The 20,548-nt window shown below is 40.9% G+C and carries 30 protein-coding genes and 1 tRNA gene; 24 read left to right on the top strand and 7 right to left on the bottom strand.

Going from position 1 to position 20,548, the window contains the following annotated elements; genetic code table 11:
• Positions 1-4: 4 nt before the first annotated feature.
• Entirely contained in the window at positions 5-550 is a 546-nt protein-coding gene (locus CP948_RS01285; protein ID WP_245810043.1) for an FMN-binding protein, read from the top strand.
• A complete protein-coding gene (locus CP948_RS01280; RefSeq protein WP_096600275.1) occupies positions 547-1,467 on the top strand; it encodes a hypothetical protein in 921 nt (306 codons plus the stop codon). Before CP948_RS01285 ends, CP948_RS01280 begins: the two co-directional genes overlap by 4 nt.
• On the opposite strand, the gene CP948_RS01275 is transcribed toward CP948_RS01280, so the two are convergent.
• Positions 1,388-2,812 carry an MATE family efflux transporter gene (locus CP948_RS01275; protein ID WP_096600273.1) on the bottom strand — a complete coding sequence of 475 codons (1,425 nt, stop codon included), beginning with the start codon at positions 2,810-2,812 and terminating at the stop codon, positions 1,388-1,390. The genes CP948_RS01280 and CP948_RS01275 overlap by 80 nt on opposite strands.
• A 43-nt stretch (positions 2,813-2,855) precedes the next feature.
• Here CP948_RS01275 and CP948_RS01270 point away from each other — a divergent pair, with 43 nt between their 5' ends.
• A complete protein-coding gene (locus CP948_RS01270) occupies positions 2,856-4,070 on the top strand; it encodes a molybdopterin molybdotransferase MoeA (protein WP_096600271.1) in 1,215 nt (404 codons plus the stop codon).
• Complete coding sequence (locus tag CP948_RS01265) at positions 4,071-5,555, top strand: ArnT family glycosyltransferase (RefSeq protein ID WP_096600269.1); 1,485 nt, start codon at positions 4,071-4,073, stop codon at positions 5,553-5,555.
• Between the two features lie 23 nt (positions 5,556-5,578).
• Here CP948_RS01265 and CP948_RS01260 read toward each other — a convergent pair whose 3' ends face one another.
• Entirely contained in the window at positions 5,579-5,821 is a 243-nt protein-coding gene (locus CP948_RS01260; protein ID WP_096600267.1) for a hypothetical protein, read from the bottom strand.
• Positions 5,822-5,908: 87 nt separating this feature from the next.
• On the opposite strand from CP948_RS01260, the gene CP948_RS01255 reads away from it, so the two are divergent.
• The 20 genes from CP948_RS01255 to CP948_RS01160 all read left to right on the top strand — a co-directional run bounded on the left by CP948_RS01255 (position 5,909) and on the right by CP948_RS01160 (position 17,484).
• A complete protein-coding gene (locus CP948_RS01255; protein ID WP_096600265.1) occupies positions 5,909-6,760 on the top strand; it encodes a DUF4382 domain-containing protein in 852 nt (283 codons plus the stop codon).
• A 5-nt stretch (positions 6,761-6,765) separates the two neighbouring features.
• Positions 6,766-7,092, top strand: a complete 327-nt coding sequence (gene metG, locus CP948_RS01250; RefSeq protein WP_180764076.1) for a methionine--tRNA ligase subunit beta — start codon at positions 6,766-6,768, stop codon at positions 7,090-7,092.
• A gap of 70 nt (positions 7,093-7,162) precedes the next feature.
• Positions 7,163-7,492, top strand: a complete 330-nt coding sequence (gene rpsF, locus CP948_RS01245; protein WP_096600263.1) for a 30S ribosomal protein S6 — start codon at positions 7,163-7,165, stop codon at positions 7,490-7,492.
• A complete protein-coding gene (ssb, locus tag CP948_RS01240; protein WP_096600261.1) occupies positions 7,482-7,898 on the top strand; it encodes a single-stranded DNA-binding protein in 417 nt (138 codons plus the stop codon). The genes rpsF and ssb overlap by 11 nt, the downstream gene beginning before the upstream one ends.
• 12 nt (positions 7,899-7,910) lie before the next feature.
• Positions 7,911-8,360, top strand: a complete 450-nt coding sequence (gene rplO / locus CP948_RS01235; RefSeq protein WP_096600259.1) for a 50S ribosomal protein L15 — start codon at positions 7,911-7,913, stop codon at positions 8,358-8,360.
• Positions 8,354-9,652, top strand: a complete 1,299-nt coding sequence (secY, locus tag CP948_RS01230; RefSeq protein ID WP_096600257.1) for a preprotein translocase subunit SecY — start codon at positions 8,354-8,356, stop codon at positions 9,650-9,652. Before rplO ends, secY begins: the two co-directional genes overlap by 7 nt.
• Entirely contained in the window at positions 9,649-10,290 is a 642-nt protein-coding gene (locus CP948_RS01225; protein WP_096600255.1) for an adenylate kinase, read from the top strand. Before secY ends, CP948_RS01225 begins: the two co-directional genes overlap by 4 nt.
• Positions 10,280-11,065: a type I methionyl aminopeptidase gene (gene map / locus CP948_RS01220; RefSeq protein ID WP_096600253.1), complete on the top strand. Its 786-nt coding sequence runs from the start codon at positions 10,280-10,282 to the stop codon at positions 11,063-11,065. The genes CP948_RS01225 and map overlap by 11 nt, the downstream gene beginning before the upstream one ends.
• Positions 11,058-11,297, top strand: coding sequence for a translation initiation factor IF-1 (infA, locus tag CP948_RS01215; protein WP_096600251.1), 240 nt, complete (start codon positions 11,058-11,060; stop codon positions 11,295-11,297). The genes map and infA overlap by 8 nt, the downstream gene beginning before the upstream one ends.
• Before the next feature lie 12 nt (positions 11,298-11,309).
• Positions 11,310-11,426, top strand: coding sequence for a 50S ribosomal protein L36 (gene rpmJ, locus CP948_RS01210; RefSeq protein WP_096600249.1), 117 nt, complete (start codon positions 11,310-11,312; stop codon positions 11,424-11,426).
• An 11-nt stretch (positions 11,427-11,437) separates the two neighbouring features.
• Positions 11,438-11,818 (top strand): 30S ribosomal protein S13, encoded by a 381-nt coding sequence (gene rpsM, locus CP948_RS01205; protein WP_096600247.1) that lies wholly within the window; start codon positions 11,438-11,440, stop codon positions 11,816-11,818.
• Between the two features lie 10 nt (positions 11,819-11,828).
• Positions 11,829-12,218 carry a 30S ribosomal protein S11 gene (gene rpsK, locus CP948_RS01200; protein WP_096600245.1) on the top strand — a complete coding sequence of 130 codons (390 nt, stop codon included), beginning with the start codon at positions 11,829-11,831 and terminating at the stop codon, positions 12,216-12,218.
• Position 12,219: 1 nt separating this feature from the next.
• Entirely contained in the window at positions 12,220-12,849 is a 630-nt protein-coding gene (gene rpsD / locus CP948_RS01195) for a 30S ribosomal protein S4 (RefSeq protein WP_096600243.1), read from the top strand.
• A gap of 12 nt (positions 12,850-12,861) precedes the next feature.
• Positions 12,862-13,812, top strand: a complete 951-nt coding sequence (locus CP948_RS01190) for a DNA-directed RNA polymerase subunit alpha (protein WP_096600241.1) — start codon at positions 12,862-12,864, stop codon at positions 13,810-13,812.
• Between the two features lie 3 nt (positions 13,813-13,815).
• A complete protein-coding gene (rplQ, locus tag CP948_RS01185) occupies positions 13,816-14,172 on the top strand; it encodes a 50S ribosomal protein L17 (RefSeq protein ID WP_096600239.1) in 357 nt (118 codons plus the stop codon).
• A complete protein-coding gene (locus CP948_RS01180; protein WP_096600237.1) occupies positions 14,169-14,408 on the top strand; it encodes a YggT family protein in 240 nt (79 codons plus the stop codon). Before rplQ ends, CP948_RS01180 begins: the two co-directional genes overlap by 4 nt.
• Positions 14,408-15,193 (top strand): TlyA family RNA methyltransferase, encoded by a 786-nt coding sequence (locus CP948_RS01175; RefSeq protein WP_096600235.1) that lies wholly within the window; start codon positions 14,408-14,410, stop codon positions 15,191-15,193. The genes CP948_RS01180 and CP948_RS01175 overlap by 1 nt, the downstream gene beginning before the upstream one ends.
• On the top strand, positions 15,171-15,575 hold the full coding sequence (locus CP948_RS01170) for a hypothetical protein (protein ID WP_096600233.1): 405 nt from the start codon (positions 15,171-15,173) through the stop codon (positions 15,573-15,575). The genes CP948_RS01175 and CP948_RS01170 overlap by 23 nt, the downstream gene beginning before the upstream one ends.
• Complete coding sequence (locus CP948_RS01165; RefSeq protein ID WP_096600231.1) at positions 15,551-15,799, top strand: hypothetical protein; 249 nt, start codon at positions 15,551-15,553, stop codon at positions 15,797-15,799. Before CP948_RS01170 ends, CP948_RS01165 begins: the two co-directional genes overlap by 25 nt.
• Entirely contained in the window at positions 15,799-17,484 is a 1,686-nt protein-coding gene (locus CP948_RS01160) for an oxygen-binding di-iron domain-containing protein (protein ID WP_096600229.1), read from the top strand. The genes CP948_RS01165 and CP948_RS01160 overlap by 1 nt, the downstream gene beginning before the upstream one ends.
• Here the strand turns inward: CP948_RS01160 and lepB are convergent.
• The 5 genes from lepB to CP948_RS01135 form a co-directional block, all read right to left on the bottom strand.
• Entirely contained in the window at positions 17,471-18,157 is a 687-nt protein-coding gene (lepB, locus tag CP948_RS01155) for a signal peptidase I (RefSeq protein WP_096600227.1), read from the bottom strand. The two genes, CP948_RS01160 and lepB, sit on opposite strands and share 14 nt — an antisense overlap.
• Positions 18,158-18,185: 28 nt before the next feature.
• Positions 18,186-18,260: transfer RNA gene (locus CP948_RS01150), tRNA-Gly, on the bottom strand.
• A gap of 25 nt (positions 18,261-18,285) precedes the next feature.
• On the bottom strand, positions 18,286-19,548 hold the full coding sequence (locus CP948_RS01145) for a HEAT repeat domain-containing protein (protein WP_245810041.1): 1,263 nt from the start codon (positions 19,546-19,548) through the stop codon (positions 18,286-18,288).
• Complete coding sequence (locus CP948_RS01140) at positions 19,520-20,059, bottom strand: GTP-binding protein (protein WP_096600225.1); 540 nt, start codon at positions 20,057-20,059, stop codon at positions 19,520-19,522. The genes CP948_RS01145 and CP948_RS01140 overlap by 29 nt, the downstream gene beginning before the upstream one ends.
• Positions 20,056-20,508: a roadblock/LC7 domain-containing protein gene (locus CP948_RS01135; protein ID WP_096600223.1), complete on the bottom strand. Its 453-nt coding sequence runs from the start codon at positions 20,506-20,508 to the stop codon at positions 20,056-20,058. Before CP948_RS01135 ends, CP948_RS01140 begins: the two co-directional genes overlap by 4 nt.
• Between the last annotated feature and the right edge of the window lie 40 nt (positions 20,509-20,548).

The raw sequence follows: 20,548 nt of genomic DNA, 5'->3' as shown, positions 1-20,548 counted from the left end.
AAGCATGTGTAGGTGGTGTGCTTTATTTATCGTATTCTTTTGTTTTATCTCTTTTGCGATAGATAGTTCTGCAAGAGATTTCAAAACCCCACAGCAGGCTCTCAAAGACGCCTTTCCGGGTGCAAGTATAGAGGTTAAAAACATAGTACTTTCAAAACTACAGGTGGAAAATATAGAAAAGCTCTCTGGCGTAAAACTAAACACAAGGCTCGTATCTTGGTATATAGCCAAAAGAGGAAATTCTATAGTAGGATACGCATACATAGACACACACACGGTCAGAACCCATCCTGAGGTAGTGCTATACACCATAACACCAGAAGGTAAGATAGACCTAATAGAGGTGCTTTCTTTCAACGAGCCTCTTGAGTACATGCCTGATGAAAACTGGCTAAAGATCTTTAAAGGGAAGATGCTAACACCAGACAGTATAAGACTCAGAAAGGACATACCCAACATGACAGGTGCTACACTTACATCAAAAGCCATCACCGATAACACAAGAAAGGTTCTTGCCATGTGGCAGGTGATCTTTGGAGGTGAAAGATGAGGTTCTTTATATCCGCTAACATAAAAAGCAACAGACCCCTCTATTACCTGATCCTTACCTTTTTGCTTTTCCTACTGTTTTATTGGATAAGCTCGTGGATCTACTTTTATCACAAATACGGTTTTACCTACTCATCAAGTTTTAAGTACTTCTTTGGAGACCCAAACTTTCCTGAAAGGATATCCCTCTCGCAACTCTCTGAAGACATGCATGTGGATGTATTTTTGAAGGCTTTTTACATTTTGGTGCTATTTTCTCTTTTTTTACTATCTTCTTTTTCTGAAAAGCTAAAAACTACCTTGATTATTGGAACTACTTTTTCAGGCATATTTGCTGTGCTTTCTGATCTCCTTATAGTCTATGCTTCTCCCCTTTTCATATACGTAAAGCTCTTTTCTTTCTTTATGTTCCAAATTCTAAGTGGTGTAGTTTTACTTTTAACGCTTCTCTTTTTCATTTTTATGGGTGAGGATAAGGCTTCTGGTATATCAAGTATTAAGCTACTTCTTTTGATGTTTTCCTTCTTTTTACTTGTTTTTGCATGCATCAACTTTATGGTTTTTTTCTCAAAAATGGGCTTTACCTTTGACAATGTAAAGGACTACTATCTGGGAAACCCATCCACTTTTAGCAAACCCAAAACCTTTGAGGGTATGCTTAAAGTCTTCCATCCTCACCTTCTGTCTATGGCTATTTATTCTATAACTGTTTCTCACCTTCTTCTCTTTACTAACTCCAAAAAGAAACTGCTGATAGGTCTTTCCCTTTTTTTCTTTTCCTTTCTTGATAACCTATCAGGTTTTCTAATTAGGTTCGTACATCCTCAGATGGCTATTGTTAAAGTGTTTGCCTTTTTACTCCTTCAATGTCTGCTTTTTTACACTTCTCTTCTTCTGTTTCGCAGTTCAAAAGCTTAGACACCTCCCTTTTGTATGCTATGTAGAAGATAATAGCTCTTGTAGTCATCTCTACGCTCATGAAAACCCACGGCACGAGAGGTGTATGGAAGTACTTCAGTAAAAAGTATGAGGGTATTATCCTAAAAACCCAAAAAGACGTTGAATTTACGAGAAGAGGTATGTGAGTTTTACCCATACCTTTGAGGGCTCCCGAATATATACTGGCGTAAGCCATCTGCGGTTGGGAAAAGGCAACTATCACCAGATAATAAACCGCATACTCTATGACCTGAACATCTCTGGTAAATATGAGAGAAAAGTACTTAGGAAACAAAGCAAGCAATACACCCATAAAGCCCATCAAGAAAGCAGTTAGGTGAGCGGTGATCCTAATGCCGTAATCTAAACCTGCGTAGTTTCTCGCACCCCAGTTTTGCCCCGAAAGGGTAGTGGACGCTACCATAAACCCGAAGCCTATCATAAAGGAAGCGCTTTCAACCCTTAGCCCTATCTGATGAGCGGCAAGCACCTTATCTCCAAAGCTAGCCAAAAAACCCACAAATATGTTAAAAGATAAGCTTGAGAAAGCTCTTTCAAGAGCGGTGGGAGTGCCAATCCTAAGAATACTCAAAAGCACACTTTTACTAAAATCCCAGCACAGCGGAAAGGGCTTTTTCTTTGTTATATAAAGAATCACATATGCCAAAAGGCCTACCAATTCTGAAAGTGCAATACCCCATCCCGCACCGCGCACCTCCATCCTTGGAAATCCCAAGTTGCCGTATATTAGAAGGTAGGCGCTGGATATATTGACTACATTCATAAGAAGGGCTACTTGAAAGGGCGTTTTTGTATCCCCATAACCGTTGTAAGCGGCATACACTGTGTTGGTAATAAAGCCAACAGTTATGAAATCAAATACAGGATCAAGGTAGTCTCTTGCTAAACTTACTACCTGCTTAGATGCACCAAACTTTTCCATTAAAAAGGTCACCAGGTCTGTACCTACAAAAGTAAGAGGTAGAGCTATCAAAAAAGATATAAGTAAACCCCAAAGCAGTGCAGGAGAAGGGTCTTTTCTTGCGCCTGTCATCTGAGCTACAAGTACAGATGTACCTGTATAAGACAGAGCCATCAAGGAGTATATAAACCAGAGCATGCTTGCGGAATAACCTACCGCCGCCACTGCCGTTGAGGAAAGACCAGAGACGAGTATTATAGAAAAGGCGCTTTCCACAGTATAGAGCAAGTTAGAAAGTATTATAGGTAGTGCTAATTTGATAACCTTACGCGCTACAGAGTCCCATCCTTCCTTTGGATCAACAATAAGTCCGTTCTTTTTCTTTAAAGAGATTCGAGACATTTAATTAAAATTATTATAATACACACACAGGAGGTAGATAAATATGATATCGTACGAAGAAGCTATTTCTACAGTCCTTGAACATACAAGAGTAATAGATACCGAAAGGGTGTTTATAAACCAAGCTTTGGGAAGGGTGCTTGCAGAAGATGTACTTTCTGATACAGACAAACCGCCCTTTGACAACTCAGCCATGGATGGGTATGCAGTCAGACACGAAGACATAAAGTTAGCTTCTGAAGAGAATCCTGTAAAACTTAAGGTGGTAGGTGAACTGTCCGCAGGAGAGGATAAAAGTATAGTCGTTGAAAAAGGCACCGCAGTAGTTATATTCACGGGAGCACCTATTCCACAAGGTGCTGACACGGTAATCCCCTTTGAGATGGTTCAGAAAGAAGGTGATCACATACTCATAAAACACCCCCTAAAGGCTTGGAGCAACATAAGAAAGAAGGGAGAGGAAGTAAAACAGGGTGAACTCCTTATAAAAAAAGGCACACACATAAGACCCTACGAAGTGGGCATAATGGCATCGGTAAACAAGGTTCTTGTTTCTGTTTATAGAAAGCCAAAGGTAGCTATATTAGTAACGGGTGATGAGATAAAGGATGTGGGAGAGATTATAGAGAAACCTACCCAAATAAGAAGCTCCAACAGTTATGTGCTTATATCACAAGTCATAAGAAGCGGTGGGGAACCCCATTATTTGGGTATAGTCAAGGATGATCAAGAAGAGATAACTCGTGCATTAGCCCATTTGAAAGACTATGACGTATTTATAACCACCGGTGGTGTGTCTATGGGAGGCAAGGACTATGTTCAGTATCTGGTCAGAGAGTGCGGAGTGGATGTAAAGTTTCACAAAGTGCGCATAAAGCCGGCAAAGCCAGTTCTTTTTGGCACTTACGGAGAGAGAGGTTTGTTCTTTGGACTTCCGGGCAATCCAGTATCTTGCAGTATGGCTTTTGACCTTATAGTACATCCTGCTTTGCTCAAAATGTCAGGAAGGAGCGATTATGCACACAAGACCTTCAAAGCTATTCTCAAAGAGGACTTTTCAAGAAAGGACGCGGAAAGAAGAGAATTCGTAAGGTCCTACGTGTGGTTTGAAGAAGATAAGGCTTACTGCTCTTACTCTCCCAAGACCCAATCTCATATGCTAACTTCCTACATAGATATGAACGCATACATGGTAGTTTACGAAGGTATAAAAGAGATAAAAAAGGATAGCCTTGTAGATGTGATACTATTTCCTTAAATGCTGTATTTGCTTTTGCTAATTACTTTAGTAAGCTACTTTTTTCGCTTAGGATCACCTCAGGTTTGGATGCCCAACGAGTCTTTTTATGCAGACGCGTCAAAAAACATGATACACACGGGAAACTTTATAACACCTTACTATAACGGTGAGCTAAGACTTGAAAAACCTCCCGTGACCTACTGGATAATCTCCTTAGGATACTATCTTTTTGGAATTAACGAGTTTGGGCTTAGGTTTTTTCATGCAGTCCTTGGCTTGCTCACAGGTCTTATCACCTTCCTTTTAGCTTGGGAAGTTTTAAAAGACTTAAAAGTTTCCCTGTTATCAGCGCTTATACTCCTGTCTTCCTTTCAATTTTTTGCCAACTCAAGGTATGCATCTCCCGAAATACCCTTCACCTTTTTTATAACCCTCTCCCTTTACCTGTGGCTAAAAGCTTACAAAAAAGACAGTGTATTTTTTATGGTCCCTGCCTTTCTTTCATCCTCCTTAGCCATTATGACAAAAGGCCCTGCAGGCTTTGTGATCCCTGCAGGCATTGTTTTTATCTATCTCCTTTTTGAAAACCCAAAGGAACTACTTAAAAAACGCTACTACTTATTGACACTCCCCTTTTTACCCCTTGGCCTTTGGTGGCACTTTTACGAACTTTTTGCTCACAAAGAGGAATTTTTAAAGGTATTTTACCAAGAAAACATCAAAAGAATACATCAAGGTACAGATCCCTTTTACTTTTACCTTCTTGATACCCTAATTAGCTTCCTGCCTTACTCCTTTTTAGTGTTTTTTGCCTTCTTTTGGTCTATTCTTAAGTTAAGAAGGGAGCTTTCCTTTTTCATAGTTTGGTTTTTATTTGTTTTTACAGTTTTTAGTATAGTAAAGTCCAAAATACCTGTTTATGTGCTTCCCGCTTATCCTGCCATGTCAGTACTTACCGCAAGCTTTTTGTTAAACACCAGCTGGAAGAAGCTCACCTTAGGTTCTTCTCTCTTTTTAACCATCCTTTTATCCTTAACTATAGTCATAGCGGTTTTCTACTTTAGCCTGAATAAGTTTTTCTTACTTTTGGCTTTTTTACCCCTTCTTATGCTTCCTAAGAGTTATATACTTTCTCCTTTGGTGGGAGGTATAGCTTTCCTTGTGTTTGTAAATGCAGGCTTAGTGGAATATCTTGAAAAGTTTAGGCATTACAGAGAAGTGGGGAATTACATAAAAGCTCTTGATCCAAAAGGCAGTCTAAAAGTTTACGAGCTTGGCTACTTCCACCACAATCTACCCTTTTACACAGACAGAAAGGTGCTGAAAGATAAAAAACCCGACGGATCTTCAATAGTCATATTCAGGATGGGATCCTTTGACGATTGCAAGCCTTTGCGAGTATGGAAGTTATACACATCTTCCGAATCAAGACTCTTGGTATTTTTGCTTGACACCAAAAGAGGAAAGAGGTTTGAGGATTTTGGTGTGTGCGTCTATAATTAGTTATAACTCATAGAAGCACTACTTTAACCCATCTCCTTGAGCTTTTCTTTCACAAAGTCCCAGCTCCACCAAGTGGCAGAACTAACAGGCATAGCCTTTCCTATGTCCTCTTCGCATCCTTCAACCCATATAAACTCTCCGTCCGTTAGGAGCTTAAAGTTCCGTGTGCGAGAAGACCACCTCCAAAAGTTATGAGGGCCAATGCCCAGAGCTTTTTTAAAAGCCTCCAGCTCATTAGGAAGAAGAGCCCTACCTTTTCTCTCCATACTAACATTATCCCATTTTTTTTTACTTACCCAATTTTTATTTTAAACTAAACAATAGATATAATTAGCTCTTAGGAGGTAAGTAAGATGAAGAGTGTTTGGGCAGGTGCTTTAGTGCTTGGTTCTCTTCTGGTATCCTGCGGTGGTGGAGGTGGTGGTGGAGTTTCTTCTACTTCTTCTATACCTGTATACTTTACTGACGATATGAGCGTATATCCTTCTATATTGGTCAAAGTTTACGAGGTAAACCTGTGCTCTGACAACAGTTGTCAGCAAAAGGTGAATCTCTTTACAAGCCAGCAAGGACTACAAACAAACCTTGCAAAACTAAACGGTGTTCTTCAGTACATTACAACTGCTAACATCCCGCAAGGCACTTACAACAGGCTTGAGGTGGTTATGGACAAGAATCTTACCATAACAGATTCCAACAACGTAGCACACCAGGCCGTATTTACACCAATGAACGAAAAACCCAACAAGCCTAACACGGTGCAGTGCGATACTCAGAGGTGCTACATTAGGTTCAATGGCATTGTACAACCCTTTTCTATGGGCAAACTCGTTATTGACTTTGTATTAAAAGAGTTTGAAGTGAACACAAACACAAATCCTTGGCAGGTGTACGAAGTAAAAATGAAGCCACTAACCCCTCAAGAAACAGCAGGCAAGACAATTGAAATACACCTGATGGTGCAAAGTACAAGTACACAAAATAACAACTTTACAGGTACATGGATGGGCAAAACCTATACAGTTAACTTAACTCAAACTACCGCATGCGAGATAAACGATGTGTCTTACCCTGCAAGCCAGTGCTTAAATTACATACAACCTAATATGTGTGTAGAAGTAAAAGTTCAGGAAGATCCTGCAACAGCTACAAGCCTGACCGCTGTTAAAATAGAAACTGAAGATCCTAACGAGTGTATCAAATAAAAAACATGGAACTCATAGGCATAGAGGATTTTCTTAAATTGGACATAAGGTTGGCTAAAGTGTTATCCGCAGAAAGGGTAGAAGGCTCCGAGAAACTCCTAAAGCTCAGAGTCTCTCTTGGAGAGGAGGAGCGCACACTGGTAGCAGGTATTGCTAAGCACTACACACCTGAGGAACTAATAGGCAAAAGCATACTCATCTTAGCTAACCTAAAGCCCAGAAAGATCATGGGTATAGAATCTCAAGGTATGGTGCTTGCGCTCTCTGACGGTGAAAAACTGTCTCTCATAGTGCCAGATAGAGAAGTCAAAGAAGGTGCAAAGGCAAGTTAAGTGTGATATAATAATTACATACCTCGTTCCTACCATAAAGGTAGGGACCTAAAAGCCCAGGAGGTGAAAGATGGCAAAAAGGTATTATGAGACTACAAGACATTATGAGAGTGTGTTTGTCCTTAAACCTACACTAACTGAAGAGGAGGTCCAAAGGAAGCTTCAGGAGATCAAAGATACCATCCAAAAGAAAGGAGGAGAGATTCTTCATGAGGAAGATTGGGGGATAAAAAAGCTCGCATACCCTATAAAAAACTTTCATCATGGCAGGTACTTTGTTTTGCGCATAAAGTCCTCAAACCCACAACTACCTAATGAGCTTGACTTCTACTACAAGATAAGTGATGATATTATAAGGTGGCTAAACTTCCACATTAAGGAGAAAAAAGATGCTCAATAAGGTGCTCATCATAGGAAGGCTCACCAAAGATCCTGTAGTTAGATATTTGCCTTCCGGGAGCCAGACAGCTGAGTTTTCTATAGCTTACAACAGGCGCTATAAAGTAGGCGAAGATTGGAAAGAGGAAAGCCACTTTTTTGATGTCAAAGCTTACGGTAAGCTCGCTGAAAATTTAGGCACAAAGATATCCAAGGGCTACACAGTAGTCATAGAAGGAAGGCTCACCCAAGACAGATGGACTGACAAGGAAGGAAAGGTGCAAAGTAAAGTGAGAATAGTAGCTGAGGCTGTAAGGATAATAAACAAACCCAAGCTTGACGAAACACCCGAAGAAGAGGTCATACCAGAAGAACGAAATGTGGACGAAAAGCTCTGGAACTCAGAGGATGACGAAATACCTTTTTAAAGGAGGAAAAACATGAAACTTCACGAGCTTGCACCTAACGAAGGAGCGGTAAAGGAGAAAAAGAGAGTGGGTAGGGGTATAGGCTCTGGGCATGGCAAGACTTGTGGTAGAGGACACAAGGGGCAAAAAAGCAGGTCAGGGGACAGAAACCTACCCTCTTGGTTTGAAGGAGGACAGACGCCTCTTCACAAAAGAATACCCAAAAGAGGATTTAATAGTCCTAACAGAGTGGTTTATTCCGTTGTCAATGTAAAAACCCTTGAAAGGTACTTCTCAGAAGGTGAAGAGATCACACCCGAAAAACTCTACGATAGGGGATTTGTCAGAAAAGGGATGCCCGTCAAAATATTGGGTGATGGAGAAATTACTAAAAAGTTTACAGTAAAGGCTCATGCCTTTTCTTCAAGTGCAAAAGAGAAGATAGAAAAAGCAGGTGGTACTTGTGAGGTTATAGAGTGGTAGAGTACTTAAAGCAACTCTTCTCCCTTGAAGACTTTAGAAACAGACTTATTTACACGCTTTTTATGTTTGCCATATACAGACTAGGTAGCCACATACCTCTGCCGGGCATAGATACTACCGCTCTGGAGGACTTCTTCAAGAGTTTTCAAGGTACAATTTTTTACCTTTATGACATATTTTCCGGTGGAAACCTTGGGCGTATGACCCTTTTTGCTCTTGGAGTCATGCCTTACATTTCTGCGTCTATCATGATGCAACTTCTTACGGTCGCCATACCAGAACTTCAAAGACTCGCCAAAGAAGAAGGTGATTACGGAAGGTACAAGATAAACCAGTACACGAGATACTTAACAGTATTCGTTGCCTTTGTACAGTCTTTGGGTATATCTGTGTGGCTACAGAATCAGGTATCACCCCGCGGATTTCCTGTGGTCCCAGAAGGTGGGATACTTTTCACTCTTACCACAATAATAGCGCTTGTGTCCTCCACCATGTTTTTAGTTTGGGTAGGAGACAGAATAACAGAAAAGGGTATAGGAAACGGCATGTCTCTGCTCATATTTGCCGGTATAGTTGCTAACTTTCCCAACGCTTCTATACGAGTTTTTGAAATGCTCAAAAACGGTGATCTCTCACCCTTTGCGTTCGTTGGTGCAATAATCTTCGTCATAGCGGTCATAGTGGGTATAGTGTTTATGCAAGAGGCAGAAAGAAGAATTCCCATACAGTATCCCAGAAGACAGGTAGGGAGGCAGGAATTAGCGGGAGGTTCCACTTACCTTCCCATAAAGATAAACCCTGCTGGCGTAATACCCATTATTTTTGCCCAATCCTTGCTCATAATACCTTCTACTGTATTAGGGTTTGTGAACCATCCCATAGCACGTCTTTTGCACGATGCCTTTAATCCAACAACACCCCTTTATAACTTTCTTTATGTGCTTTTCATAATCTTCTTCACTTACTTTTACACCGCTGTGCTCATAAATCCAGTAGATGTTGCGGATAACCTCAAAAAGGCAGGTGCCTTTGTGCCAGGAGTTAGACCAGGCCAAGATACCCAAAAACTCTTGGAAAACATCATAAACAGGCTTGCCTTTGTAGGTGCCATATTCCTAAGTGTGGTAGCTATAATACCCATATTTATCAGCCTTTGGTTAAAAGTGCCCTTTTACTTCGGAGGTACAACAGCTCTAATAGTTGTAGGTGTAGCTCTTGACACCCTCAATAAGATAGAAACGCAGATGATACAGAAAAAATACGCAGGATACATGAGAAGGAGAAGACCATGATAGTGGTATTTTTGGGTCCTCCCGGTGCGGGAAAAGGAACACAAGCTAAGCTTATATCTCAGGAACTAAAGCTTAAACACGTATCCACAGGAGACATGCTAAGATCCGCAGTAGAAAAACAAACACCTTTGGGACTGAAAGCTAAGGAGTATATGGACAGGGGGGAGTTAGTCCCTGATGAGCTGGTAATAGCTATGGTAGAAGAAGAAGTATCGCAAGAAGAAAACGTAATACTTGACGGATTTCCAAGAACTCTCCAGCAAGCTAAGGCTTTGGAAAACATGCTCAGCAGATACCACAGAAGTGTAGATAAAGTATTCCTCTTTGAGATAGGAGATGACTATATAGTGGAGAGGCTGTCCGGAAGAAGGACATGCCCCAAGTGTGGTGCGGTATACCACATGAAGTTTAACCCACCTAAAGAAGACGAAATTTGTGATATATGCGGTACAAAGCTCATTCAAAGGGAAGATGATAAAGAAGAAGTAGTAAGAAAGAGGCTTGAGGTTTACAGAAAACAGACCGCAGAACTTATTGACTTTTATGAAAAAGAGAATAAATTAATTAGGCTGGACGCTCGGAAGAGTATAGAAGAGCTACATGAAGAGATCAAAAAGGCACTAAAGGATGAATGTTGAACTTTACTCTTTTAAGGAGATAGAGAAGATTAGGAAGGCTTGTCTTGTGGTAGCAGAGGTGTTAGAAAGAGTTGCAGAACAGATAAAGCCGGGCATTTCTACTTATGACATAGATATGATAGCAAGAGAGGAAAGCAAAAAGAGAGGTGCTCGTCCAGCGTTTCTGAACTACAAACCTCCCTTTAGTAGGACTCCTTATCCTGCAGCCATATGCGTATCTATAAACTCCGCGGTGGTTCACGGGCTTCCCAAAAAGGATCAGATCATAAAGGAAGGGGACTTGGTAAGTTTGGATTTTGGTGCTATAATAGATGGATACGCAGGAGATTCTGCTATAACTGTAGCTGTTGGTAAGGTAGGACAGAAGGAGGAGATGCTTTTGAAGGCTACAAAGGAAGCTTTGGAAGAGGCTGTAAAGATGTGTGTGCCGGGAAGATGGGTAAGCGATATAACGCGCGCAATACATGGCACAGCTCAAAGGTACGGTGTGTATCCTGTCAGAGGTCTTGGTGGGCATGGCATTGGCAGAAGGGTGCACGAAGAACCCTTCATACCCAATAACTTAAAGGATATGGATAAAAGAGATACTAAGTTAAAGCAGGGAATGGTGGTAGCCATTGAACCCATGTTTGCTCTCGGGACAGAGGATACGGTTCTTGACGGGGATGGGTGGACTGTTCATACAGCAGACAGGAGCCCATCTGCTCACTTTGAGTACACCGTGGCTATAACTAAAGACGGACCTGTGGTACTTACGGAGTTTAGCAATGGGTAAGAAAAAAGAGGATCATCAGTACAAGGAGAAGGGAATAGTACTTGAGGGTACGGTGACAGAAGCTCTGCCTAACGCTATGTTCCGAGTAAAGTTGGATACAGGGCACGAAGTTTTGGCTCATGTCTCTGGGAAGATGCGTGTTCACTTTATAAGGATCCTGCCTGGGGATAGAGTCAAAGTGGAGCTCTCACCTTACGACCTTACCAGAGGCAGGATAGTTTATAGGGCATAAAGGAGGTGTGTGATGAAGGTAAAACCATCTGTGAAACCCATGTGTGCCAAATGTAAGGTCATAAGAAGGAAAGGAAGAGTTATGGTTATATGTGAGAATCCAAAGCACAAGCAAAGGCAAGGTTCTTAAGGAGGTAAGTTATGGCAAGAATAGCTGGTGTTGACCTCCCTGATCATAAAAAGTTAGAAGTGGCATTGACTTACCTTTACGGCATAGGTTGGTCAAGAGCTAAAGAAATATGTGAAAAGACGGGCATTCCGTGCACTAAAAGGCTTGGTGAGTTGTCCCCTGAAGAGTTAAACATCATAAGGAGGTTCATAGAGCAAAACTACAAAGTAGAAGGCGATCTCAGAAGAGAAGTGCAGATGAACATAAAGAGGCTTATGGACATGGGTTGCTACAGAGGACTAAGACACGCTAAAGGTTTACCCGTAAGAGGACAACAGACCAGGACCAATGCAAGAACGAGAAAAGGTAAAAGAAAAACCGTGGGCGGTACTAAAAAGAAAATAGCCAAATAGGAGGTTTCTGATGGCTAAAAAGAAAGGACAGGCTAAAAAACAGAAAAGGACCGTGACGCAGGGTATAGTAAACATACTTAGCACTTTCAACAACACCATAGTAAACATAACAGATCCACAGGGAAACACCTTAGTTTGGGAAAGCGGTGGTACTGTAGGTTTTAAAGGAACAAGAAAGAGTACTCCTTACGCTGCACAGCTTGCAGCGCAAAAAGCTGCCAAAAGAGCTATGCAGGAGTATGGTCTTCAGGAAGTAGAAGTGAGAATAAAAGGTGCAGGAGCAGGAAGAGAATCCGCTCTAAGAGCCATATACGCTTCTGGACTCAAGATAAAGCTCATAAGGGATGTTACCCCAATACCTCACAACGGGTGTAGGCCACCTTCTAAGAGGAGGGTGTGAGATGAGCAGGTACATAGGACCATGGTCTAAGATAGACAGAAGGTTTGGTGTTGTAGTTTCGGGCAAAAAAAGCGCAGGTAGGATCCTCTCAAGGAGAAACTTCCCACCTGGACAGCACGGTAGGGTTAAAGGAAGAAAAAGAAAGCTCACAGAGTTTGGGCTTCGCCTTATGGAAAAACAAAAGCTCAAGTTCCTTTACGGCGGTATAAGAGAAAAGCAGTTTAAGAGATACTTTGAAGAAGCTTCAAAGGCAAAGGGCAATACAGGACAAGTACTGATTCAGCTTCTTGAAAGAAGGCTTGATAATGTGGTGTACAGGCTGGGTATGGCTTCAACAAGAAGACAAGCAAGGCAGATGGTATCACACGGCCACATACTGGTAAACGGAAAAAAGGTAGACATACCATCTTACCGTGTAAATGTAGGAGACATTATAGAGTTAAAACCTACCTCAAGAGACGTACCTCAGTTTAGGGAAAACATAGAAAATATAGACCCAAGAAGTGTGCCACCTTGGTTAGAACTGGATAAAGAGAATTTCAGAGGAAAGGTAATTGACCTTCCTAAGGATGTCCAGCTTGAGGTTCCTGTTAACTTGCAGTACATTATTGAGTTCTATTCAAGAGTTTAAGGAGGTCTTATTATGCAAAGAGAATTTCTCTTTCCTTCTAAGGTTTATTGGGAAGAGAGGGATAGGACTTATGGAAGATTTGTAGTAGAACCTTTGGAGCGTGGTTTTGGCATTACCTTAGGTAATTCTCTCAGAAGAACCCTTCTCTCTTCCATTCAGGGCACTGCTATAACAGCGGTAAAGATATACGGCATATATCACGAGTTTTCTGCAATAGAAGGCGTTCAAGAAGATGTGCTTGAGGTTATAGCTAACCTTAAGAAAGTTAGGTTTAACCTAAGGGAAGGTGATGTGGAAACCCTATACCTGAAAAAGAGCGGTGAGGGAGTAATAACCGCAAGGGATATAGCACTCCCACCTCACGTGGAAGTAGTAAACCCTGATCAGAAGATAGCAACCATAACTGACCCCAACAAAGAACTTCACATGGAGATAAAGATAGAAAGAGGCTTTGGATACATGCCCACCGAAGAGATGGAAGTTATAGGGGAGATAGGCTGGATACTTGTGGATGCAGACTTTTCCCCCGTTCGTCAGGTTAGCTTTAAAGTTGAAAAGACAAGAGTGGAAAAGAGAAGTGATTACGACAAGCTTATAATGGAAGTTTATACAGACGGAACAAAAACACCAGAAGAGGTGGTAAAAGAAGCCATATCCATACTTGTAAGGTACTTTTCAAGTTTAGAACACATATCCTACGAATTACCCGTAGCGGAAGAACCCGTAGTAATAGATGAGTTTTTGGAAAAGCTCAGCCTCCCGGTAGAAGAGCTTGATGTGTCCCAAAGAGCGCTCAACTCCATAAAGAGGATGGGCATAAACACCATAGGTGATTTGGTCAAGCTCTCCGAAGAGGACCTCAAAGGCACAAAGAACATAGGAAGAAAAGCTATAAACGAAATAAAGGAAGCCCTAAAGCAAATGGGATTATACTTAGGCATGGACATAGAGAGCAGGAGGTAAGTTATGAGGCACAAGGTTAAGAAAAAACGCTTTGACAGGACTAAAGAACAAAGGGTGGCTCTATACAGATCACTTCTGCTTGCTCTTATAAAGGAAGAGAGGATAGAAACATCTCTGCAAAAGGCAAAGGCGGTAAGGCCCTTAGCAGAAAAGCTCATAACCTTAGCAAAAAAAGGTGACCTCTCATCAAGAAGGAGAGCCTTAGCCATACTACCCAACAGAACCGCTATAAAGAAGCTCTTTGAAGACATAGCGGTCAGGTACGAAGGAAGGAACGGCGGATACACAAGGATCATAAAGCTTCCCTTTAGGCGTACAGGAGACAGTTGTGAGCTCGCTATACTTGAGTTTGTAGAGTGATAAAGGGTATCTTATCTCTGCTTTTGAACCTTCTCATACTGGTAATAGTTTTCCACGCTTTGGCTTCTTGGTTTCCTTCCCTTAGAAACAGCAAACTTTATGCATTTGCAGACCGTATAGTTTCTCCCATGCTTGAACCTATAAGGTCTGTGATCAAGCCTATCAACGGCCTTGATTTTTCTCCTATGATACTTATCTTTTTAATATACCTTATCAAGTACCTTCTGAAACTCTAATGCCCCGCGAGAGGCTGGATAAAAAGCTTCTTGAACTTGGTTTTGCAAGCTCGCGTGAAAAGGCACAAGCTCTTATAATGTCAGGTTTGGTAGTTGTTGATGGCCATATTGTGGATAAACCGGGCTTTTTGGTAAAGGAAGGTCAAAGAATAGAAGTCAAGGAAACTATGAGGTATGTCTCTCGGGGAGGATACAAGCTGGAACACGTACTGGAGCGCTTCAAGGTAGATGTAAAAGGTCTTGTCGCTCTTGATGTAGGTTCATCAACAGGTGGCTTTACTGACTGTCTTTTGCAAAAAGGTGCTTTAAAGGTTTATGCAGTGGATGTGGGAAGAGCTCAGATGGATATGAAGCTTCGCAAAGATCCAAGAGTAATTCTATACGAAGAAACAGATGCAAGAAGCCTTACAGAAGAGCACATACCTCAAAAGGTGGATATCATAACGGTGGATGTGTCTTTCATATCCTTGACCAAGATACTCTCACATGTACTTAAATTTCTTAAGGATGATGGGATAGCACTCATTCTTGTAAAACCGCAATTTGAACTTACACCTGAAAAAGTAAGAAAGGGCGTAGTAAGAGATCCTAAAGACAAGGCATATGCGGTTTTGAAAGTATGTAAGCACTTGAACGAACTTGGCTTTAATGTAGGAGGCGTGATAAAGTCCAAGCCCAAAGGCTCAAAGGGAAACGAAGAGTTTTTTGTTCTTGCAGGTAGGCACTTGATTCAGATAAAGGAAATAGAAAAGGCAATAGAAGATGCTGTCAGAGAGCCTATTTAAAGAGAACAAGATCTCAGGAAAGAGAGGTGTTTACCCTCTTACTGGGGAAAACCTTTTTCGCGTAGGACTTGCCCTTTGTACCCTTCTTAGCATAGACAAAGAAATACATAAACCCACCATGTGCGTTAGCGAGCTTAATTTTTTAATTATGGCACTTAGCACAGGCTTTATGGCTGGTGGAGGGGATGTGTTTGTCTTTGAAGGGCAAGCAGATGTTTGTGTAAGGTACGAGAGAAAAGAAGAGCTTGACATACTTGTTTTTGAGGGACTTGAGCCTTTAGACTTTAAAAAACTTGAATCTATTCTTTTCAGCAGGTATAATATGCCAAGAAAGGAAGGCGAGGAGATAGGAAACATATGGACACAAAGGGAGAGGCTTTAAAACTATCAGAAGAGGTCCTAAAAAACATATTGGATTTTGGAACGGAGCTTGACGAATACTACAGAAAGTTTAGAGAGCTAAGACTTCTCACAGACGATCTTTCTTTTCAGTCCGCTCTTATAAATGTGGAGCATGCTTTTTTTATGGTTGTCCAATCCCTAAACATACTCAAGGATCAGATAAAACTCCTTGAGGTGGCATCTAAGAAAGGGGAGGTTTACTGATGGGTATAAGGTTTCTTTTACTTGATGAAGACAGAAAGTTTTTTTCTCTTATAAGCGACATTTTTGATGTGACTGGTCATAAACTTCTCGTAGCATTAGATGAACAAAAGGCAAAGGACCTTCTGGATGCCACTTCCTTTGATATAATCCTTATGGAGCTTAAGCATCTGAACTTTTGGTTAGACACCATTAGAGCGGGGAAGTATCCCATCCCTATGTTTTTCATAGATAAGTATGAAGATGCAGAAAAGCTAAGAGCTTTGGGTTTTACTGACCTTAACTTTGTGATCCTTCCCTTTAACCCTCTTGACCTTCTTACAAAAGCAGTATGGTTAAACAGGGGAGAAGTTGAACCAAGACAGCTATCCTTGATTGGTCCTGTAAATCTTCTTTTACACCTTCTTAGGCGCAGTGCCTCTTCTATTATGAGTCTTAAAGCTTCTGAAAAAAACTGTAGTATTTACATAAAAGAAGGACAAATCGTTGGAACAACCTGTGATCTTCAGGCTTTGAGAGAGATACTCACCTTTGAGGATGTAAAGATAGAGCTCTTTCCTTACACTGGGGAAAGCTACCCTGAGGAAGGTTCCTTAGGCAACGAGGCGTTTTTCACAAGCTTATTTTTACCAGCTTTTATTTTTACTCAGGACAAAGTGCAGGATAAAACTTTCTCTTTACCTAAAAAGGCAGACCTTACACAACCTGTTGAGCTTGAAAGGGGGCTTTTCTGGGTAGGTGTGCAAGACAGTAGCTTCTTGCTTCACTCGAATGTGTACCTTCGTATATACGAAAGGGAGGATATAAAAATACCTCTGCTAATAAACACGGGCACACTTGAAGATTACGCGCAGGTAAAAGCTAAGATAGAAGAGATTTTAAGCACTATGGACATAATAAAAGCTGTTGTACTGCTTGATTCTGAACCTAAAGCGTGCGCTACTATTCTCAGTATGCTTCAAAGTAGTCCTAAGCTTCAAGTTATAACATCCATAAGCGTAGCCAAATGGCTAAATAAGTCTGGTGTTCCCATGTCCCGCATAAGGCTCGTAGAGAGCCTTCCAGATATGAAACTAAAGCTGTCAACGGGTGATGTGCTTCGTATCGTACCTACGCCTTTTTCACCTTATAAAGGGACCTTTGCCCTCTACGAGGAAGAAACAGGCTTTTTATTCACCTCTCATCTTTTTAGTTCCTTACGCACGCCCGAAGAATTTTCCCTTTTTGAAGATCCTGATGTAGAGGATGTGGTCCTGTATGCTTCTCTTAGTATGCCCTGTTCAAGAGTGGTGCATAAAGCCCTTGAAGGGGTAGAAGGTTTACGCATAAGTAAAGTCTTTCCAGCATGGGGAAACCCTCTTGGTGAAAACACCTTCCGTATGGCTCTTAAGTCTCTCAAAACTGCAGAGTTAGGTACAGACCTGCCAGCTTCTATAGATGAAAGCTCATGCTTTGAGGTTATAAACCGTATCATTGCACAGCTTAATGAAAGTGAGTTTATAAAAGTGAAGGAAGAGCTTGAAAAGTATGTGTACTTTGAGAATGGTACTATAAAGGACACGCTAATACATGCCAATGCACTACCAAATCTCTTTATAGCAAGTATGCGTTCTGTGGGTATTGATCCTGCTCTTATCAAACATGTTATTAGGGAGCTGTTTTATAAGGGTATCACTATTGATCTATAAGAGGTTTGCCTATACGGTCTAGGCGTGGGTGTAAGAGAGCCAAAAATAGTTGTTTAAATCCTGTAAAGATATTTACATCTGTGCTTTCAAGAGGTGGTATGTCTCCTGAAAAGTATATGACAAAAGCTTTACCTACTATGTTTTCCTTTGGTACAAAGCCCCAGTACCTACTATCCTCACTGTTATCACGGTTATCTCCCATCACAAAGTAATTTCCTGGAGGTATTTTAGTAGGAGGTACATCTCTGCGAGGTATTACAGGATCTGCATACAGAGCTATTTTATGTTTTACGCCGTTGGGAAGAAGCTCTTCGTAGATGAGCTTTCTATTACCATCTTCATACTGCTCACCTATGAGTTTTAAAGGAAGTGGTTTTCCGTTTATAAAAACTTGATAATCTTTAACTTCTATCACATCCCCAGGCATACCTATTATCCTCTTTATAAAGTCTATGTTCGGATTCACAGGCCACCTAAAAACTATAATATCTCCTCTTTTGGGTTCTGAAATACTATAAACTAGCTTATTTACAAGTATGAAATCACCAACCAGAAGGGTAGGCTTCATAGAGCCAGAAGGAATGTTATAAGCCTGAACTACAAAGGCTCTAAGTAAGAGCACTATTACTATTACGGCTATGAGTTCTGTAAGCCAGCTTTTACCTTTCTGCATTCCTTTAATTTTACCACACCTTTGATTATGGAGCGGGCGACGGGACTCGAACCCGCGACCTGCTGCATGGCAAGCAGCCGCTCCACCACTGAGCTACGCCCGCTATATATACATTAAATTATAACACATCAGAATCTATTTTCTTTTATGATTTTTCTGTCTAATATATATTTTGCCCTTGAACGTACTATGGGATAAGTGTGATGGGAGAGCTTTCTTAGAAGTTCCAAAGCTTCTACATGAGACATTTTACCAAGAGCATCAACTATAGCCATCAAAAGTATGGGGTTTGACTCTTTATTTGCCATATATTCAAGTTGAGGTAAAGCGGATACAAGGTTTTTCATGCCAACCGTATGTATAACATTGATCCTCATCTCCAATACTGGATGTTCAAGACCCATGAGAAGCTTGTACTCGTATGGCATTTTATGAAATTCCGTAATGTCATATCCGCAGTTAGGGCATAGCTTATCCTTTTCTGATATGACACTCCAACAAGCTGGACAGAAGTAGATTATGTGGGATTCATCGTCAGACCGAAAGGTTTTTATCTTACTGCCTTCTTCTATGTAATCATAGGGATTTAGTATATCAAACTGCTTTATTTGATTGACCAAATAAACCTCAAAAACATCTGCTTCTTCATCAAAAGCACCTTGATATATTACATATCCATCCATAAATACACGATAACCGTAATCTTGCATAGATACACTTATTAAAAGTAGTGGATGTCCCATATACCTCTTGGATAGTTCTTGGCAGAACTCTTGCGCATCTTCTAATTTCGACGATACAGAGACCATTTTAGGATCGGAAAGTAGAAAGCTAAGTACTATGTCTTCCAATTGATAGAGGTTTATCAGACAAACGTTTTCAGAAAGATTTTTGATTATTTGTTTAAGCGCCTCTCTGCCTTTTTGTTGCTCAGTTCTTGCATCTACAATCAGTCCGTTCTGTAAAAATATATATCCCTTTTCTCTTTTCACTCTATCTTCTACCTCTACAAACCCTGTTGTAGAAAACTCTTCTAATTTTCTGAAAAACTCTTTTATGTTAAAACTCAGACTTTCTAAGTTTATCCATATGGGTTCTCCTTTGCATAAGGGTATGTCTGGAGACACAGGCAGTTGAAAGTGATGTATAAGAAAGTTTCTTGTGGATTTATAGAAACTGAGCATCTCAAAGTACTCAGGAAGGTCTCCCCACAGAGCGCCATTGACCATTGGTAAAAAGTGCGTTTGTTCCAAAGATTGAAACACATAAAAGCCTGTTTGAAGAGAAGAGCTGTGTATCTCAAGTATCCAGCTTAAGTTCACCGCATCTCTGTGTATGGGACCTAACGCTGGTTTAGCCTTTTTAAGAAGACCTAACAGCTCCTTCCTCATTTTTTAGAGCAGTCTTTATAGCTTCTTTTAGGGTCTCCAAAACGCCAATGCCATCTTTTGCAACTGCGGGAATTACAGGCATACTGTTAAAAGTTTCTTTTATGATTTCTAACGGAACTGCGTTTGGTACATCTCTCTTGTTTGCTTGCACTACTATCCTGTTTATGCTTATAATATCCTTTATCTCATAAAAACTTTCCATGTTTTCCTGAATGTCCCTTGAGGAGTCAAAGACAAACACAACGGAAGATGTATGTCCAAAAAGCCAAGGTCTGAGTACCTTAAACCTCTTTTGTCCGGGTGTGGTGAATAAAGAAACAATAACATCTACGCCTTGAACACAGGTATGAAACTTTAGCATAAGCAAGTCAAGATAAACAGTCCTTCCTTCCGCAGTTTGCTGATGGATTCTATCGTAAACTCTATCTTTGTAAATTTCTTTAAGCTTTTCCAAGTTTGTGGTTTTACCAGCCATACCAAGACCATGGTAAAGTATGCGCAGTTCCCTCATATGGCTATGTCCTCAAACTTTACAGTGCGCGTATCTGCTTTTCTACTGCGAGCTTCTTCTAACATGGGATAGATCTCTTTCATGAGTCTCTCACTGAAGACCTTCACACTACCAAGGGGCGTTTTATTAGAGAAAGAAACAAACAGAATAAAGGCGTGCTCTGATTTAAGCATGTATACACTCTTGGTCTTTCCTGACACATACAGAACTCTTCCACTGTCAACAAGATTTTCTAAGTACTCTATCGCTCCGTTTATTGCTGCAGAGATGACTGCGCTTCTATGGGATATGGGCTTTAAGCTCTCAAACTTAGGTGCAAAAGTTATGAGCCTTCCTCCTTCATCACACAAAACGCACAGTTCAACACCTACATTCTTGACAAAGTTTTCTAACATTAGGGAAAGTCTTTCCAGTTCTTCATCTAAAAAGGTGTAAGAAATCATGTCCATGACCAAACCTCCTTGGTATTAACTTTAATGGTGAAATGTT

Origin of the sequence: Hydrogenobacter hydrogenophilus (assembly GCF_900215655.1) — a bacterium.
GTDB lineage: Bacteria > Aquificota > Aquificia > Aquificales > Aquificaceae > Hydrogenobacter > Hydrogenobacter hydrogenophilus.
Note: the sequence above shows the minus strand (reverse complement) of the source record. Positions and strands in the feature narration are given on the sequence as shown.